Source organism: Paenibacillus sp. CAA11 (assembly GCF_003060825.1).
Taxonomy (GTDB): domain Bacteria; phylum Bacillota; class Bacilli; order Paenibacillales; family Paenibacillaceae; genus Fontibacillus.
Genome location: NZ_CP028922.1, coordinates 1,653,789 through 1,670,207, shown reverse-complemented (window position 1 = coordinate 1,670,207; position 16,419 = coordinate 1,653,789). Strand labels below are relative to the sequence as shown.

The 16,419-nt window shown below is 50.7% G+C and carries 16 protein-coding genes; 6 read left to right on the top strand and 10 right to left on the bottom strand.

Going from position 1 to position 16,419, the window contains the following annotated elements; genetic code table 11:
- The first annotated feature begins 6 nt into the window (after nt 1-6).
- Entirely contained in the window at nt 7-1,044 is a 1,038-nt protein-coding gene (locus DCC85_RS07840) for a M42 family metallopeptidase (RefSeq protein ID WP_108465079.1), read from the top strand.
- A gap of 291 nt (nt 1,045-1,335) precedes the next feature.
- Entirely contained in the window at nt 1,336-2,625 is a 1,290-nt protein-coding gene (gene serS / locus DCC85_RS07835) for a serine--tRNA ligase (protein WP_108465078.1), read from the top strand.
- A 46-nt stretch (nt 2,626-2,671) separates the two neighbouring features.
- Here the strand turns inward: serS and DCC85_RS07830 are convergent, their stop codons facing one another.
- From DCC85_RS07830 to hemE, 9 genes are all read right to left on the bottom strand, one after another.
- The gene (locus DCC85_RS07830; protein WP_108465077.1) at nt 2,672-4,624 is read right to left on the bottom strand and encodes an ABC-F family ATP-binding cassette domain-containing protein; all 1,953 of its coding nucleotides are present in this window, start codon (nt 4,622-4,624) and stop codon (nt 2,672-2,674) included.
- An 87-nt stretch (nt 4,625-4,711) separates the two neighbouring features.
- Nucleotides 4,712-5,281 carry a TetR/AcrR family transcriptional regulator gene (locus tag DCC85_RS07825; protein WP_108465076.1) on the bottom strand — a complete coding sequence of 190 codons (570 nt, stop codon included), beginning with the start codon at nt 5,279-5,281 and terminating at the stop codon, nt 4,712-4,714.
- 15 nt (nt 5,282-5,296) lie between these two features.
- Entirely contained in the window at nt 5,297-6,103 is an 807-nt protein-coding gene (locus DCC85_RS07820; RefSeq protein ID WP_442789539.1) for a DUF92 domain-containing protein, read from the bottom strand.
- 2 nt (nt 6,104-6,105) lie between these two features.
- The gene (locus DCC85_RS07815) at nt 6,106-6,738 is read right to left on the bottom strand and encodes a fumarylacetoacetate hydrolase family protein (protein ID WP_108467772.1); all 633 of its coding nucleotides are present in this window, start codon (nt 6,736-6,738) and stop codon (nt 6,106-6,108) included.
- Entirely contained in the window at nt 6,738-7,508 is a 771-nt protein-coding gene (locus DCC85_RS07810; protein ID WP_108465074.1) for a glycerophosphodiester phosphodiesterase, read from the bottom strand. Before DCC85_RS07810 ends, DCC85_RS07815 begins: the two co-directional genes overlap by 1 nt.
- 48 nt (nt 7,509-7,556) lie before the next feature.
- Nucleotides 7,557-8,876, bottom strand: a complete 1,320-nt coding sequence (locus DCC85_RS07805) for a CapA family protein (RefSeq protein ID WP_108465073.1) — start codon at nt 8,874-8,876, stop codon at nt 7,557-7,559.
- A gap of 133 nt (nt 8,877-9,009) precedes the next feature.
- Nucleotides 9,010-10,422, bottom strand: a complete 1,413-nt coding sequence (hemY, locus tag DCC85_RS07800; RefSeq protein ID WP_108465072.1) for a protoporphyrinogen oxidase — start codon at nt 10,420-10,422, stop codon at nt 9,010-9,012.
- On the bottom strand, nt 10,419-11,375 hold the full coding sequence (gene hemH, locus DCC85_RS07795) for a ferrochelatase (protein WP_108465071.1): 957 nt from the start codon (nt 11,373-11,375) through the stop codon (nt 10,419-10,421). The genes hemY and hemH overlap by 4 nt, the downstream gene beginning before the upstream one ends.
- Nucleotides 11,376-11,408: 33 nt before the next feature.
- Complete coding sequence (hemE, locus tag DCC85_RS07790) at nt 11,409-12,458, bottom strand: uroporphyrinogen decarboxylase (protein WP_108465070.1); 1,050 nt, start codon at nt 12,456-12,458, stop codon at nt 11,409-11,411.
- 215 nt (nt 12,459-12,673) lie between these two features.
- Between hemE and DCC85_RS07785 the strand changes: the two genes are divergently transcribed.
- A complete protein-coding gene (locus DCC85_RS07785; RefSeq protein ID WP_108465069.1) occupies nt 12,674-13,891 on the top strand; it encodes an MFS transporter in 1,218 nt (405 codons plus the stop codon).
- A 119-nt stretch (nt 13,892-14,010) separates the two neighbouring features.
- On the opposite strand, the gene DCC85_RS07780 is transcribed toward DCC85_RS07785, so the two are convergent.
- Nucleotides 14,011-14,655 carry an O-methyltransferase gene (locus DCC85_RS07780; protein WP_108465068.1) on the bottom strand — a complete coding sequence of 215 codons (645 nt, stop codon included), beginning with the start codon at nt 14,653-14,655 and terminating at the stop codon, nt 14,011-14,013.
- A gap of 157 nt (nt 14,656-14,812) precedes the next feature.
- Between DCC85_RS07780 and DCC85_RS07775 the strand changes: the two genes are divergently transcribed.
- The 3 genes from DCC85_RS07775 to DCC85_RS22915 all read left to right on the top strand — a co-directional run bounded on the left by DCC85_RS07775 (nt 14,813) and on the right by DCC85_RS22915 (nt 16,417).
- Nucleotides 14,813-15,955: a THUMP domain-containing class I SAM-dependent RNA methyltransferase gene (locus DCC85_RS07775; protein WP_108465067.1), complete on the top strand. Its 1,143-nt coding sequence runs from the start codon at nt 14,813-14,815 to the stop codon at nt 15,953-15,955.
- A gap of 34 nt (nt 15,956-15,989) precedes the next feature.
- Nucleotides 15,990-16,154, top strand: coding sequence for a hypothetical protein (locus DCC85_RS22920; protein ID WP_159081814.1), 165 nt, complete (start codon nt 15,990-15,992; stop codon nt 16,152-16,154).
- Between the two features lie 68 nt (nt 16,155-16,222).
- Nucleotides 16,223-16,417, top strand: a complete 195-nt coding sequence (locus DCC85_RS22915) for a hypothetical protein (RefSeq protein WP_159081813.1) — start codon at nt 16,223-16,225, stop codon at nt 16,415-16,417.
- The last annotated feature ends 2 nt before the right edge of the window (nt 16,418-16,419 follow it).

Genomic DNA, 16,419 nt, shown 5'->3' with positions numbered 1-16,419 from the left:
AAAGCCATGAGTATTTCTGTCAAAGAAGATTATGTTATTCCTTTCCTGAAGAAGCTTCTTGATACGCCGAGCCCCAGCGGGTTTACCCATAACATCATGGAGCTGATCGAACAAGAAGCAAAGTCTCTCGGAATTCCGAGCAAGCGAAACGCTAAGGGCGGAGTAATTCTGACATTAAAAGGGCAGCACGAAGGCCCTGCCCTATGCCTGAGCGCCCATGTAGACACACTCGGAGCGATGGTTCGGTCCATTACTACAGAAGGAACATTAGCCATTACCTCAGTGGGCGGCTTCATGATGAACAGCATTGAGAACGAATACTGCCAAATTCATACACGTGATGGCAGAACCTACACGGGTACCATTCTAAGCACTCATCCATCGGTCCACGTCTACAGTGACGCTAGAGAATTTCCGCGTAAAGAGAAGAATATGGAGGTCCGCATCGATGAGTTGGTTCACACCAAAGAGGATGTACTCGCTCTGGGAATCAGTGTCGGCGATTTCATCTCTTTTGACGCCCGGGCGGTCATTACACCAAGCGGCTTTGTGAAGAGCCGCCACATTGATGACAAAGCCAGTGTAGCTGCTTTGTTCGGACTGCTGGAATCCTCCAAGCGGGAGGGCTGGAAGCCGTCAAGAGATCTCGTGCTGTTAATCTCCAACTATGAGGAGGTTGGACATGGCGCTGCCTATATCCCTGATGGCATAGAAGAGATGATTGCCGTTGATATGGGCTGCATAGGAGACGATCTCTCCTGTAAGGAGACGGATGTATCCATTTGTGCCAAGGATTCAAGCGGCCCTTACGATTATGCGATGACCAGCCGGCTAATTGAGCTGGCAAAAGCGAATGATATTCCATATGCGGTTGACATCTACCCTCACTACGGCTCGGATGCCTCTGCTGCGCTAGGCGCAGGCCATAACATTCGTGCCGCATTGATTGGCCCGGGTGTTCACGCCTCCCATGCAATGGAGCGTACCACCGTTCAGGCTGTTCTGAATACAGCCAAGCTGCTGGGCGCATATGTAACCGCCTAAAGCACATCTAAGGTTGACACGTTGCTCATCCAAGTATACAATAACCAGAAATAAGACAATACGACTATTATGCCTATGAAGAGAATCCAACTCGGAGGCGTTCTCGCCAAGGGAAACTGTACTTATCGTATCTAATCCCTAAGTTAACCGGCACCGCCCGTTATCGCGGAACCAAAGTGGATTAAAGCCCTGCGCTTTAATCAAATTGGGTGGCACCGCGAGTATAAGCGCTCCTCGTCCCATAAGACGAGGGCGCTTGTTGTATTTTTATAGACCAAAGGAGCGAGTGCCATGTTGGATCTTAAGTGGATTAAAGAAAACGCCGATCAGGTACAGTGGACGGCCGAGCAAAAGGGTATTCAGCTATCCGTAACCAAGCTGCTTGAGCTCGATCGAACGCGAAGACAGCTGCTTCAGGAGATTGAACAGCGGAGAGCTGACCGCAATCGGCTAACCGGGCAAGTCCGTGAAGCAATGCTTCTGGAACTTAATGATGAAGTCCGCCGCTTACAAGAAAATGTGCGGGAAAACAACGACGTTCTTAGCAATCAGAAGCTGGAGCTCACACGCCTGGAGCAGGAACTCCGCGAGCTTATGCTGCTGGTACCGAATAGCGTGTCGCCAGACACTCCGATCGGTGCTTCGGATCAAGATAACGTGCTAGTCCGAAGCGTGGGCACACCAAGAGAGATTCTCTTCCCCCTGCTCGATCACACCACACTAGGACAGCTGCATGGACTCATCGACATTCCGCGAGGCGTTAAGACGGCAGGCAGCCGAAATTATTACCTTCGCGGAGCCGGTGTCCGGCTGCACCGGGCAGTTCAGGAGCTAGCCCTTGATTTGCTCAGCAAGAAGGGGTTTGAGCTCCTTGAGGTCCCACTAATGGTTCGGGAAGAGGCATTGGTTCATACCGGCTTTTTCCCGCTCGGAATGGATCAGACCTACCGAATTCAAGATGAGGACAGATGGCTTGTGGGCACTTCGGAAGTGCCGCTAATCAACTATTACAGCGACGAGATCCTCGACCTGAGAAAGCCCCTTAAGCTTGCTGCTTCATCGACCTGCTTTCGAAGCGAGGTTGGATCGGCTGGCCGCGATGTGAATGGGCTGTATCGCGTTCACCAGTTCGCCAAGGTAGAACAAGTCGTGATTTGCGAGAATGATCCGGCCCTGTCCGAGGAGCTGCTTCAAGAGATTACTGCCAACGCCGAAGAGCTTCTGCAGCTGCTTGAGCTGCCATATAGAGTGATGGCTGTCTGCATCGGTGACATGTCTCAGAAGACGTACAAACAGTATGATATTGAGACATGGATGCCCAGCAGGAACAGCTATGGCGAAACCCACTCTTCCTCGAATGTTCATGAATTTCAGGCCAGACGTTCAAACCTTCGCTTCCGAGATAAGGATGGCAGGCTCGCTTACTGCCACACACTTAATAATACGGCTGTTGCCAGCCCTCGAATTCTCATCCCTTTGCTGGAGAACCATCAGCAGGAGGATGGCAGCATCCTAATCCCAGAAGCACTCAGGCCTTATATGCAGGGCTTGGAACGCTTAGTTCCTCCCTCCAGCCTTTAAAAAAAGAGAGACGGTTTCCCTTTCGGAAATCGTCTCTCTTAAGCTTTTAGCTTCGCTGCTGTTCAATTCGCTCTGCAAGCTCATTGAGATAGGTCCATCTCTCCATTAGCCGCTCCAGCTCCTGCTCTGCCTCCTGCTGCTCCTTCATCAGCTCCTGAAGCCTTGCAGCATCGCTTGCAGCCTGTACCATAGCTTCCTGAATTTCAGAAAGCTTGTTCTCTGCTGCTTCTACAAGTCCATCAATCGCCTCATATTCGCGCTGCTCGTTGTAACTGAACTTCAACTTGTCGCGGGAAGAACCTTCCTTCTTCTCTCGGCTTTGCTGTGCAGCAGCACCGGCATCGGCCTTCTCCGTCTGCTTAGAAGACCGCTCCAAGCTCCCATCGGTACTCACTCCACCCTGCCGCTGAACCCGTTCGGCATACTCGGAGTAATCCCCTACATGAACTGCCACAGTCCCTTGACCTTCAAAGGCCATAATCTTATCAACCGTACGATCTAGGAAGAACCGGTCATGCGATACTACGAAGACCGCGCCTGGGAATTCATCCAAGTAGGCCTCTAACACGGACAAGGTCTGAATGTCAAGATCGTTGGTTGGCTCGTCCAGCAGCAGTACATTCGGTGCACTCATGAGTACACGAAGCAGATATAGACGGCGCTTCTCCCCTCCAGACAGCTTGGCAATAGGAGTCCACTGCATGGCTGGCGGGAACAGGAAACGCTCAAGCATTTGAGAAGCCGTAATCCGAGTGCCGTCGGCCGTCGTCACGACTTCAGCTTCATCCTTAATATATTCCATCACACGCTGGCTCTCATTCATTTCCTGATGCTCTTGCGTGAAATACCCCAGCTTCACCGTCTGCCCTAGCTCTACGCTTCCCTCGGAAGGCTGAAGACGCCCGGCAATCAGATTAAGCAGCGTCGATTTGCCGCTGCCATTCGGCCCTACAATTCCTACCCGATCATGCGGAACAGCTGTATACGTAAGATCCGATATTAAAGTACGTCCCGGGATTTGATAAGACAAGTTGGAGAGCTCCAAGATTTTGCGTCCAAGCCGGGTTGAAGCTACTGAAACCTCCAGCGAGTCTGAACGGTGTTCGGTCTTCTGCGCCTGCAGCTTCTCAAACCGCTCGATCCGGGCTTTTTGCTTAGTCGTTCTAGCCTTTGCTCCGCGGCGAATCCAGGCGAGCTCCGTACGCAACAAATTTTGCCGCTTCTGCTCTGCAGATGCCTCCCGTTCCTCCCGTTCACTCTTAAGCTCAAGGAAACGGCTGTAGTTCGCTTCATAGCGGAACAATCTGCCGTGATCGAGCTCCAGCATAACGCTGCAGACCCTGTCCAGGAAATACCTGTCGTGAGTAATCATCAGGAGGGCTCCTCTGCGCTTTTGCAAATACTGCTCAAGCCAAGCCACCGACTCATTGTCTATATGGTTGGTTGGCTCGTCCAGAATCAGCAGCTCTGAAGGCTGAATCAGCGCTGAAGCCAAAGCGACCCGCTTGCGCTGTCCGCCAGAAAGCTCACCCATTTTACGTTCATAACCAGTGATGCCTAGACGGGATAGAACATTCTTGGCTTCACTCTCCAGCTGCCATGCCTGCAAGCGATCCATCTCTTGTCCCCGTTCGGCCAGCTTCTGTTGAAGACTTAGATCCTCCGGATTCTCTTCCAGCTGCTTGAGGATATCCATATAGCGATAAACAGCCTTCAGCTCATCCCCTTCCCCGCGAAACACCTGTTCAAGTACAGTCAGCTCAGAATCAAAGGGCGGGTTCTGCGCCAAATAGCGTACTCGTACGCTGTTATTAATCGCTACTTTTCCGCTATCCGGCTGCTCCAGCCCGGCTATAACCTTCAAGAACGTGGATTTTCCGGTACCATTCACGCCTACAATACCTATTTTGTCTTGATCCTCCATACCAAATGACGCCTGATCAAACAAAATCTTTTCTCCGTAACTCTTTGATAACTGCTCTGCGGTTAAAATGTTCATTCTGTTCTCCTATTAGTAAAGCAAATTGTGTTCAATCTATATTCTTAATCCGAATATTCAATCCTGTAGTTATAAACTAAATGTATATCAAGTGATGGGACAGCCGTGAATGAACAAATGGGAAGCAAATGCAATATTCTTGCTTAGATCAGCTTCAGAAAATCCCTGGTCAAACAAAATCTCCATCTTGAGACGGTCCAGCATGCCGATGTAGGCTTTGGCGTACAGCTTAGCTTCCGGTATACCGCCTTCCTCCAAAACCTCGATGACAGCATTTGTATACCGCTTCAGGAATTCCTCCATAATTCTCATCAGATCCGGGTCATTATTAGGCGCCATAAAAAACAGCTTGGTATGATCCCGGCGTTCATAATAGTATCGCAAATGATTGTCGGCAATAAAGCCCAGACGTTCTTGAATAGACTTCGTCTGATGCAGCCCATGATCCAGTCGTGACAAGAAACGGTCAAAGTCCCGCTGGGATACCGCAGCAAATAACTGTTCCTTACTTTTAAAATACAAATACACAGTTCCCTTAGCAATTCCCGCTTTGTCTGCGATCTGCGATATTTTTGTTTCGTAGAATCCTTGAGAACCGAAGAGAGTATAAGCAGCGTCTAATATAGCTTGATGTTTGTCTCCATGCATACCACTCATCCGGCTTCAACCTCCTTATCCAGCTATGCTCCCGATCCAGATGCCAATGCCCCCTCCGGCCAGAGAACTGATTAAATTTACGGCATCATTATTCATCCAATTCATCCCCCGATAAAATACTGTAGGATGATCGCAATGGGTCTGTACTTCAACGAGTTTGCCGCAGACTTGGCAGCGATACATGCGCTGTACTGAGGCCCCCAGAAGGGAGTCAGCCATCGCACCAGCCAATCCGCCAATCCCGCCTACAAGCAGCCACAATGTGGCAGAACCTGAGACCACTGCGGTCCAGGTTCCAAGCAGCCAGCCGGCTCCTCCGATGAGCAGCCCTCCGGCTGCGGCTGCGGCAGTCCCCAGCAGAGATACTCCTCCCGAGGTGCCGGGAGGAAGCGGTCTCCAGGTCAGTACAGAGCGGGGCGGCCTCCGGCTGAGTCCTCCCCATTCTGTTGCCCAGGTGTCTGCGGTTACCGTGGCCATCACACCCACAAACCCATAAGCCCACAATTCACTGGGCCAGATCCAGCAGCCTAGGCAGGCCAGCATGCCAACGCCTCCATTCGCAAATACTTGTCCAGCATCGCGGGTTGAAGATTTGGCATAAGACTTCTCAAGCTCCTCCTTCCGGTCGCCGCGCCATTTGGATAAGAGCGTAGAAGTAACAAAAAACAATAAAAGCAGGCCGAACCAAAACAAATTGCCGGCCCCATAATAAATCGTCCCCATCATGACCGCCGCAAGGGCGCCCGACAAGGACAGCGACTTCTTCCAGTATGCAGCGCCGGCTACCAGGATCGCTCCAGCAGCCCCAAACAACCAGCTGATCATTATTTGCTCTGCCCGATGCTACAGCTGCCAAGCAGTTTGCCATCCCAGCAAAGCTCAAGCTGATCCCCAGCACGGGCCGGACCCACACCCTCCGGCGTTCCGGTAAAGATGAGATCTCCTTCGCCAAGACCATAATACTCTGCAATGTAATCAGCAATCTGCTGAAGCGAGAAGATCATGTTCTTGACATTGCCGCGCTGAACCTCCTGACCGTTCTTAAGCAGTGTAAATTCATGCTGTTCCAACGTCTCTATTCCAGGAAATGCGATGTAAGGTGTCATTGGAGCCGAGTTCAGAAAGCCTTTGGCCGCTGTCCAAGGGTGGCCTTTCTTCTTAAGCTCGGTCTGAACATCACGCAGCGTAAAATCAATTCCTAGCGCCATGACATCTACCAGCTCATCAATGGAAATGCCTGGTTCGTAGGGGCGGGCAACGCGAATCACCAGTTCCGCCTCATAATGAATCTCGCCCTGTTCAAAAGGAAGGCTTAGCGTCTCACCCTGCAAGGTAAGCACCGAGTGGGTTGGCTTGAGAAATATCATGGGCTCTGTCGGTACAGCATTTCCCAATTCTTCGGCATGAAGTCTATAATTTCTGCCGACACAGTACACATTTCGGATCATCGAATTCATCATCTTCCAAACCTCCACCACGGTTTTTTTTGAACTACAGGCGGTTCTACAAATGTCTCACGCCATACATTCGGACGATTAGTACAAATCATGATATTACGGTCCAATGCGGCGATTCGAAGCATTCTTCTTCGATCATCAACCGTCCAAGCTATAATCTGAATACCTTGCTTAGAAGTCTGACGAACCAGCTCAGGATGAAGACGCCGATGTCTGATTGACAAAAAGCTGCAGCCCAAATTGTTCAGTCTCTTCATAAGGTCCTTCGGAACACTGTCAACAATCAGCCCGGTTTGAATACCAGGATCTATTCGCTTCACACGAAGCAGCACCCCATGATCGAATGAGGTGAGCACCACATCGTTTTGCATTCCGAATTGCTTGACACTGTCGATGACCTTCTGTTCCAATCCCGGATACATATCATCCTGGGTTTTGATCTCCAAATCAATCTTTTGCCTTCCCTTTACCGCTTCTAACAGCTCATCCAGGGTGATAAGGGCTTCCCCAGCGTAAAAAGGAGACTTCCAGCTTCCGGCATCAAGTGCCTTAAGCTCCGCCAGGGTATGCTTACGAACGGAACCACGGCCATTTGTGGTCCGGTTCAGCGTATAATCATGGATCAGAATTGGAACCCCGTCCTTGGTCATCTGCACATCTACTTCAATCCAGTTGACACAGGGCTCCTCCATCGCCATTCGAATGGCAGACATCGTATTCTCCGGAGCAATACTGGAAAATCCGCGATGTGCTATACAAATGCGTTCCATTATAGCTTCAGCTCCCTTCCGGCGGAGGATATAGTTTCTATGCCGGTTCTACTGTCCGGCGGCCTTCAATTCCCCTCCGCTGTCTACGGTTACCCCGGGAGACAGCTGTTGAATCTCCTGCAGAAGCTTCGCTCCATCCTGAGCATTCATAGGAACAGGCTGACCGAGCTCTGCATGATACGGAATCAGCTTCATTCCGCAGGCTCCACTGCGGTTACAACGGGCTTCGAATACTGCAGTTTCCCAAGTTTTGGCGTTCGATGATCGTGTAAAAATAAAATTACCAGTGCTGTATGCAATCCATTTTCCTTTGTATTGCTCCACGCCTTGAAGCACATGTGGGTGCCCGCCTATAACAAGGTCAGCTCCGGCATCGATAAAGGCATGTGCAAGCGATGTCTGGTTCTTATCCGGCTTGGTTACCCGTTCTTTGCCCCAGTGGGCTACTACGATTACAAGATCCGCTTGTTTCTTAGCCTTCTCCACTTCCTGGATCGCACGGGTAGGATCATATATACCTGCAATCCCAGGGCTAGATTCACCTGCATTCCAATCCACCTTGGGAAGAACCCGGCTAAAGCCGAATAGCGCAATCTTAATTCCTTTGCGTTCCAAATATACAGGCGCATACGCCTCATCAGCGTTGCTTCCCGCGCCTACCGCAGGAATTTGACTCGCCTTCAAATGATCGATGGTATCCAGCAGTCCTTCTTCCCCTTGATCCAAGGTGTGGTTATTTGCCAGGTTCACCGCATCCACACCGGCATTCTTCATGGCATCCAGCACCTCTGGGTGGGATTTGAATACGAACTGTTTGTCTGTGGCCCCTGTACCACGAACGGTGATAGGGGTCTCCAAATTGAGTACGGTTAAGTCATCCTTCAAGAATAAATCCCTGACATATTGAAACGGAAAATCCATACCACTAGCCTTCAGCTTATCTGCCACTTTTCCCGAGAAGAGCGTATCTCCACCAAAGTGAAGCACAATAGCATTCTCGTTTGCGGAAGGGGCTGTGGTAGCTTGAGACGAGGCTGGAGAAGCCTTGCTGGCAGCATCGCCAGTCTGGCCTCCAGCTCCCCCGCTTACCGCTGGATCCGCTTTGGACTGTGTCTGACCCTTCGTCTTCTCTTCCGAGGAAGAATTTAGCCCCGTGATTGAAGCCCCTTCAGCAGATTGTTCCTGCTCTGACAGTACAGCAGTTGCTGGTTCCGGATTGTCATGCTTACGAGCATCATAATAATAGTAGGCTCCGATGCAGCAAATAATAACAATAAGAGACAAATTCAATATCGTCCAGAAACGCCCCTGCTTTCTCTGCCGGATTTTCTTCTCAGCCTTGTATTTATCTGATCTGGGTGGGTACATGGTTCACTCCTTATGCATCACAACAAAATAATTTCAAAGTGTTTTTATTATATCAGGTTAGCAGCAATAAATAGAACCCCCGCCAAAAGGCGTAGGGTTCTTGGTCTTCATAAGTATTATGATCTGACTGCCATTATGAATGCAGTCCTGCCATCTCTTCGGCTAGCTCCTTGGCCTGCTTAATACAGTCAGGGAGCCCCACTCCTTTGAAGGCAGCACCGGTTACATACAGGCCCGGGCGTTTGGCTCGCAGCTCCTGCTGAAGCTGTTCAATATGCTCCAAATGGCCTACCGGATATTGCGGCATGGATTTATAGAGACGCGTGATTTCCGAAAATAGCGGAGTCGCTTGAAGGCTCATAATCTCCTTCAATTCGTGCAGCACCATCTTCGTAAGCTCCTCATCCGGAAGATCCACATTCTGCTCCTCGCCCGATCTTCCCACATAACAGCGCAGCAGCACTCGGTCTTCAGGACTTGTATGCAGCCATTTGGTTGAGGTCCAAGTACAGGCCGTAATACTGCGTCCCTCCTTGCGCGGAACTAGGAAGCCTGAGCCATCGAACTCTGCAAGAAAATCGCGTTTATCGAAACCAAGCACCACATTCGCTACTGATACATAATTGATGGCATCCAGCGCCCGTACGTCGACATGCTCTCGAAGCAAGTCTGCTGCGGTAAATGCAGGTGTTGTAATCACAACCTCATCCGCTGTAAGAACTTCTCCGCTTGCCAGCTTCACTTCATATTTGCCTTGAAGCTCCGTTATAGACTTCGCTGCCGTATTAACCCGTAGATTCGTATCCGCAAGCTGCTCAGTTAGCTTTGTAATAAGACTCTGCAAGCCGCCCTTAAATGTCAGGAACGCACTACGCTTAGTCCCCGTATGTGTCTCAACAGGTTTCCGTCCGGTCATCATTCCCCTAATTAGACTCCCATACTCCCTCTCCACTTCAGCGAACTGTGGGAAGGTGGCCTGCAAACTTAGATGGCGGGTATCCCCTGCATAGATTCCGGCCAGCAGCGGTTCAGTTACATTCTCCAGAACCTCCGGGCCTAAGCGCCGTTCAATGAAATGTCCCAGAGACTCATCGGTCTGCTCTCGACGCGGCGGAAGAAGAAAATCCTTAAGGGCTCGAAGCTTCCCTTGAGGGGATACCAGTCCGCTCCGGAGGAAGGGCGTAAGCTCGGTAGGAATCCCCAAAACTAATCCTGAAGGCATAGGATGTAACTGTCCTTTGCTCACAATATAAGTCTTCTTCGATTCAGGATTCTGAGATACCAGCTCCTGCTCAAGCCCAATTTCCTTAGCCAGGTCCGTCATCGCAACTTTGCGTGCCAGGAAGGAATCCGGGCCTTTCTCAATCACGAAACCGTCCTTTCTAAGCGTAGAAATCTTACCGCCCATCGTATCCGATTGTTCAAGCACTGAAATGTGGGGAGTAATTCCCTTCTCCGTATAGAACTTACGAATATAAAAGGCTGCACTGAGGCCAGTTAAGCCGCCCCCGATAATGACAACATCTCTTGACGAAGAATCGCTCATTGCCGATCATCCTTCTCCCATTCATTCATTATGGAATCACTCAACGCCTTCATATATAAGGGGTCGGTGTTCAACATATCAATCCGCTCAAGCCGCATATCAAGCTCCTTAGCAATTGCCTTTGCCTCGATATCCAGATCATACAGCACCTCCAAATGGTCTGAGACAAAGCCTACTGGAGCTACCAACACATCTTCTACCTGTTCTAAGCTTAAGCTGCGCAGTGTATCCAGAATATCTGGGCCCAGCCAAGGTTCTGCCGTGCGACCGGCACTCTGCCAAGTGAACTGCCATCCGCCCTCATTTAAGCCTACTTTAGCAGCGACAGCACGCGAGGTCTCAAGCAGCTGATCCTGGTAGGGATCCCCCATCTTCAAGATGCGCTCAGGCAAGCTATGGGCACTGAACAATACGCGAACATTAGAACGCAGCGCACCAGCTTCTTCGAACTGGTTCAGCTTCGCAGTCACATTCCGGGCAAGCGCCTCAATTAAGCTTGGGTGAAGATGGTAGCTCTTCACAAATTTCATCTTAATGCCGGCGCGGTCTGCCGCTTCCTGTGCGCGCTTGATGTAGCCGCCCACGCTCATAATGGAATAATGTGGAGCCAGCACAATCCCCACAGCTTCCGTGATGCCGTCCTGCTGCATTTGAGCTACGCCGTCCTCTATGAATGGATGGGCATGCTTGAGCCCCTGATAGCAAACAAATTGTACGCCCCTGGCTTCCCCTTCAGTCTTCAGCGTTTCCTGAAGAGCAGCCACCTGTTTGTCCGTATTCTCCCGCAGCGGGAACACGCCGCCGACAATTGCCTCATAGCGGCTGAGCAAATCCTTCAGCTGCTCTGGCGATGGAGCGTTACCCCGGCGGATGTGCGTATAATAGGCTTCTACCTGCTCCATGCTCTGGGGAGTGCCATAAGACATAACTAATACGCCGATCTTCTGACCCATGATTTATTCACCTCATTTTGAAATAGTTCTTCTTTAAGAACGCTGCGCAATAACCGAAGCCGAATACTCATGCACGTACTCAGTTAATTGCTTCAGCTTGTCTATAGAAGCTTCCGGGAACAAGCCATGTCCCAGATTGAACACATAACCGTTCTGCATAAGTCCCTGATCTATAATATCTTTTGCATAGCTCTTGATTGTATCCATTGGAGCAGTGAGTACGAATGGATCCAAATTGCCTTGAACCGCATAGCGCTCACCCAGCCGGCGCCGTCCCTCCTGGATAGAGACCCTCCAGTCCAGCCCGATTACATCCGCCTGTATACCCTGAAGCGTAGGTAGGAGCTCCCCGGAAGCAACCCCAGGAAAATAAATTTTGGGTACATCCAAATCTTCAAGTTCGGCAAAAATACGGGTAATCGTCGGAAGAACATACTTGCTGAAATCCGCCGGGGACAGAGCTCCAACCCAGCTGTCGAACAGCTGAAATGCCTTCCCGCCGCTTGCAATATGGGCGCGAAGGTATGCAATAACCATATCGCCCAGCTTGTCCATCAGCTTGTTCCAAAGCTTCGGTTCCCCGTACATCATGCTCTTCGTACGGATATAATTTTTGGATGGCCGACCTTCAATCAAGTAGCTGGCAATGGTGAACGGTGCACCGGCAAACGTAATCAGCGGAACACTCAGCTCTCCGCTAAGAATCTGGATGGTCTTTAGAATATGGGGGAGATCTCCCTCCACATCAATCGGCTTAAGGCGATCGATATCGGCCTCGGACCGAATCGGATTCTCAATAACCGGACCGACATCCTTTACAATATCGAACTCTACACCGAGAGAAGCGACAGGATTCATAATATCTGAATACAAAATAGCCGCGTCAACCCCAAGCTTTCGAACCGGCATCATAGTAACTTCGGCTGCCAGCTCAGGCTGGCGGCAAATTTCAAGCAGTGTATATTTTTCTTTTATTTTGCGATATTCTGGATCGTATCTGCCTGCTTGCCGCATATACCAGACAGGTATCCGATCCACATCCTGCTTCAAACAGGCGCGAATAAACCGATCGTTAAAAGTCATGTATAGTAAGCCTCCATCAATTCCTATAAAAATCCCTAAGATACATTATGCCCTTTTTAAAAGTAAGTAACAACCGTCACACATGAAGATCCGATGACAATCCTATGAAAATAGTAACCCGTTTGGTTATATAAAATATGATATACTACTAGAACGTAATTATTACAAATTTCAACATTTTTTTCATTCCCCCGGAAAGGAAGTGAGATCACGCGATGAGCAATTGGAAAGTCAATCTCATTGTGCTATGGTTCGGTTCGTTTCTGGTCAACGCCGGGATGACCATGATTACCCCGTTTCTATCACTTTATCTAGCCCAGGATCTGCATGTAGAGGGCGAACGGGCACTGGGACTTTGGGCAGGAACAATCTTTGCCGCTAATTTTGCCACCTCGTTCTTGTTTCAACCGCTTTGGGGGAAGCTTGCCGACAAGTATGGGCGAAAATTGATGCTGCTACGTTCCGGATTCGGCATGGCCATCGTCATCACCTTGATGGGTTTTGCGAATGCACCTTGGCAGCTGCTGCTGCTCCGTCTGCTAAACGGTACTATCTCAGGATTTAACCCGGCTGCCGTCTCGCTCATCTCGGCAACCACCCCGAAGGAGAAAATGGGCTTTTCGATGGGCATTATTCAGTCCGGCAATGTTGCCGGAACGATACTTGGCCCGCTGATTGGCGGCCTTATGGCGAACTGGGTAGGATTTCGCCCCATCTTTTACATTACCGGCTCGCTCCTGTTCTTAGCTTCGCTGCTCTCCTTGTACTTTGTACGGGAAAAATTCGACCGGGAGGAGGCCTCCCATACGCCGCAGCCTTCCGTCATAGCAGGCTTTCGGGAGCTCACGAAGACGCCGCAGCTTCCCGCTCTATTCGCGGTAACCTTCCTGCTGCAGTTCGCGATGCTTAGCCCGATGTCCGTTCTCCCGCTTTATGTGGAGAAGCTGCACGGAACCACGGTCAATCTTCCGTTCTGGGCAGGCTTTGTCAGCGCAGCTACCGGAATGTCCAACATGGTGACATCCCCGATCCTCGGCAAAGTCAGTGACAGGATCGGTGCTCACCGGATATTGACCTTTGCTCTAATAGGCGCTGCACTGACACTGATTCCACAGGCCTTCGTCCAATCCGTCTGGCAGCTGATCATCATCCGCTTCTTGATGGGCGTTTGCATGGGCGGACTGCTTCCAAGTGTAAATGCGTTGATACGCTCCTACACACCGGACGGCATGGAAAGCCGGGCCTTCGGCTTTAACAGCAGTACTCTGGCCCTTGGCAACCTGCTCGGCTCCCTCATCGGCGGCTTCTTATCCGGATATATCGGAATCGAAGGCATCTTCATCATTTCCGGTATTCTGCTCCTGGTCAACACGGTCTGGGTACGTTCCAAGCTGTATACCAAGAAGGCCAAAGACCTGCCTACCTATCACTAGGCTCTGCTTCATTCGCATAGATCTGCGGGGAACAAAAAAACTCCGGGCAAATCAAAAAATTGCCCGGAGTTTTTGTTTTCTATTAGCTATTTTGCTGTAATATGGGATTCTTAGGCCAGTTACTTCACCATTGCCAATGAAAGCCCGTCGTAAGCGGGAAGAAACGTCCCCATCAGCCGTTCATCGCTTGCCATCATCTCATTAAACCTGCGCATGGCTTGTACCGAAGGACCATTCTTATCCGGATTCAGAGTGCGCCCGCGGAGCAGAGTGTTATCGCCTGCAATCAGAGCTCCTGGCTTAGCCAACCGGATCGCATACTCCAGGTAGTTCGGATAGTTCTCCTTGTCGGCATCGATCAGAAAGAAATCAAAGCGTGCTCCTTGCTCTTCCAAGGCCCGGAGACTATCCAGCGCCGGCCCGACGAGGTACTCCACCCGGTCACCGAATCCGGCTTCCGTCATATTGCGGTGCGCAAGCTGTGCGTTCTCTTCCTTCAGCTCAAGAGAGGTGAGTCGCCCGGAGCGGCTCATTCCACGAGCCAGGCAGATGCCGCTGTAGCCGCCAAGGGCTCCAATCTCCAGCACGGACTCCGATTGCTTTAGCGAAGCCAGCAAGGTAAGCAGGCGGCCATAGCCAGGCGCAATGGATACATCGTTCATTCCGGCTGCCATAATGGATTCCTTCACTTGATTTAATATTTCATCCTGTGCGTATAAGGCATCTCCATATTGTTCAGGACTCAAACCTTGACTTAGGTCCATTTCGTTATTTCCCCCGTTTCTTCATTCATCAACAGTTCACAGAAAATCAAGCGAATTCGTGTCTTATTTCGTTTGTATCTTCATTAGCATTGACCTATACTAGATTGTATGATTTTTGCAAGACCCCTACAAGTATAAACGGAGCTGAGGAACAAGAATGACCGGACAACTGGAATTGATTGCAACCGCCCCGATGGGCCTTGAAGCCATAGTGGCACGTGAATTAAAGGACCTGGGTTATGAAGACCTTAAAGTCGAAAATGGACGCGTTACGTTTAAAGGAGACCTGATTGACATCTGCCGCTGCAACCTGTGGCTGCGGACAACCGACCGTATTCTGGTGAAGATGGGTGAATTCCCCGCTCGTACCTTCGATGAGCTGTTTGAAGGGACCAAGGCGCTGCCTTGGGCCGATTGGATTCCCATTCACGGAGAGTTCCCCGTAGAGGGGAGATCTCACAAGTCACAGCTGAGCAGCGTTCCGGCTTCCCAAGGCATTGTGAAGAAGGCCGTCGTTGAGAAGCTGAAGGAGACTTATCGTACCGACTGGTTTGCCGAGAATGGCCCGCGTTATGTCATTGAAGTAAACTTGCTGAATGACATCGCCTTGATCACCCTGGACACCACCGGACCTGGACTGCACAAACGCGGCTACCGCAGGCTGATAACCGAGGCGCCACTGAAGGAGACGCTCGCCGCAGCTCTTATTCTGCTGAGCCGCTGGAATGTTAACCGCCCATTCTACGATCCCTGCTGCGGATCAGGCACGTTGCCGATCGAGGCGGCCATGATCGGCTGGAACATTGCTCCCGGGCTGCGCCGCTCCTTCAATGCAGAGAATTGGCCTATCATTCCCGAGAAGCTATGGGAAGAGGCCCGCGAGGAAGCCTTCGATGCAATGGATGATTCTGTCCCACTGGAGATCACAGGCAGTGACATCGACGAGAAAGCCATTGAAGTAGCTTTGGCTGCGGCCAAAGGAGCAGGCCTCGCTAAGGAGATTAAGTTCAAAACCCTTCCGGCGGCGCGCATTGAGCCGCAGGGCGAGTACGGCTGCCTTATTACCAATCCGCCGTACGGAGAGAGACTCGGTGATGAGAAAGAAGCGCGGAAGCTGATTTCCCAGCTCGGCCGTGTTGCTGCTTCCCTGCCAACTTGGTCGTTTTTTGCCATCACCCCAACCAAGCAGTTTGAGAGCGACTTCCATCGCACAGCGGATAAACGCCGCAAACTGTTCAACGGCCGAATTGAATGCCAGTATCTACAGTTTCTGGGGCCTCTCCCTCCCCGCCGTCCTTAAGCAAGAAGGCCCCTAATTAGGGGCCATTTTTTGTATGATGATTACGCTATCTAGCCACCATCCATTCACATTGCCTGAGAAGAATCAGACCTTAGATGGAGGAGCATTTAAAGGCTTGCTCTTCGGAGACTATTTGGAGTCTATCCCTACGTTGACGAAGCATTTGGGGAACTCATCGAAGCGCCGAAGCTTAGGCTGACCTGGATATGTTTGAAATTATTAATCAGATGCCCCTGCTGGGCATCTCCTCCGTCCGCCCCTTATTCCATGATGGGTAACAATTTGTTTGATGGGGCAGAAGCATCACACCTTGTCGTACTGCGGTCCGGTGCTTTTATCAGCAATCAACTGACTTATATCCCTTCTGCTGACGGCCTCTTTGAACATGGTACCTGTTACAGTTTGGCCACCCGCCAAGCGGGCAATGTAGAACGCTGCCGCTCCGGCTACAAGGGAGCTTAAGC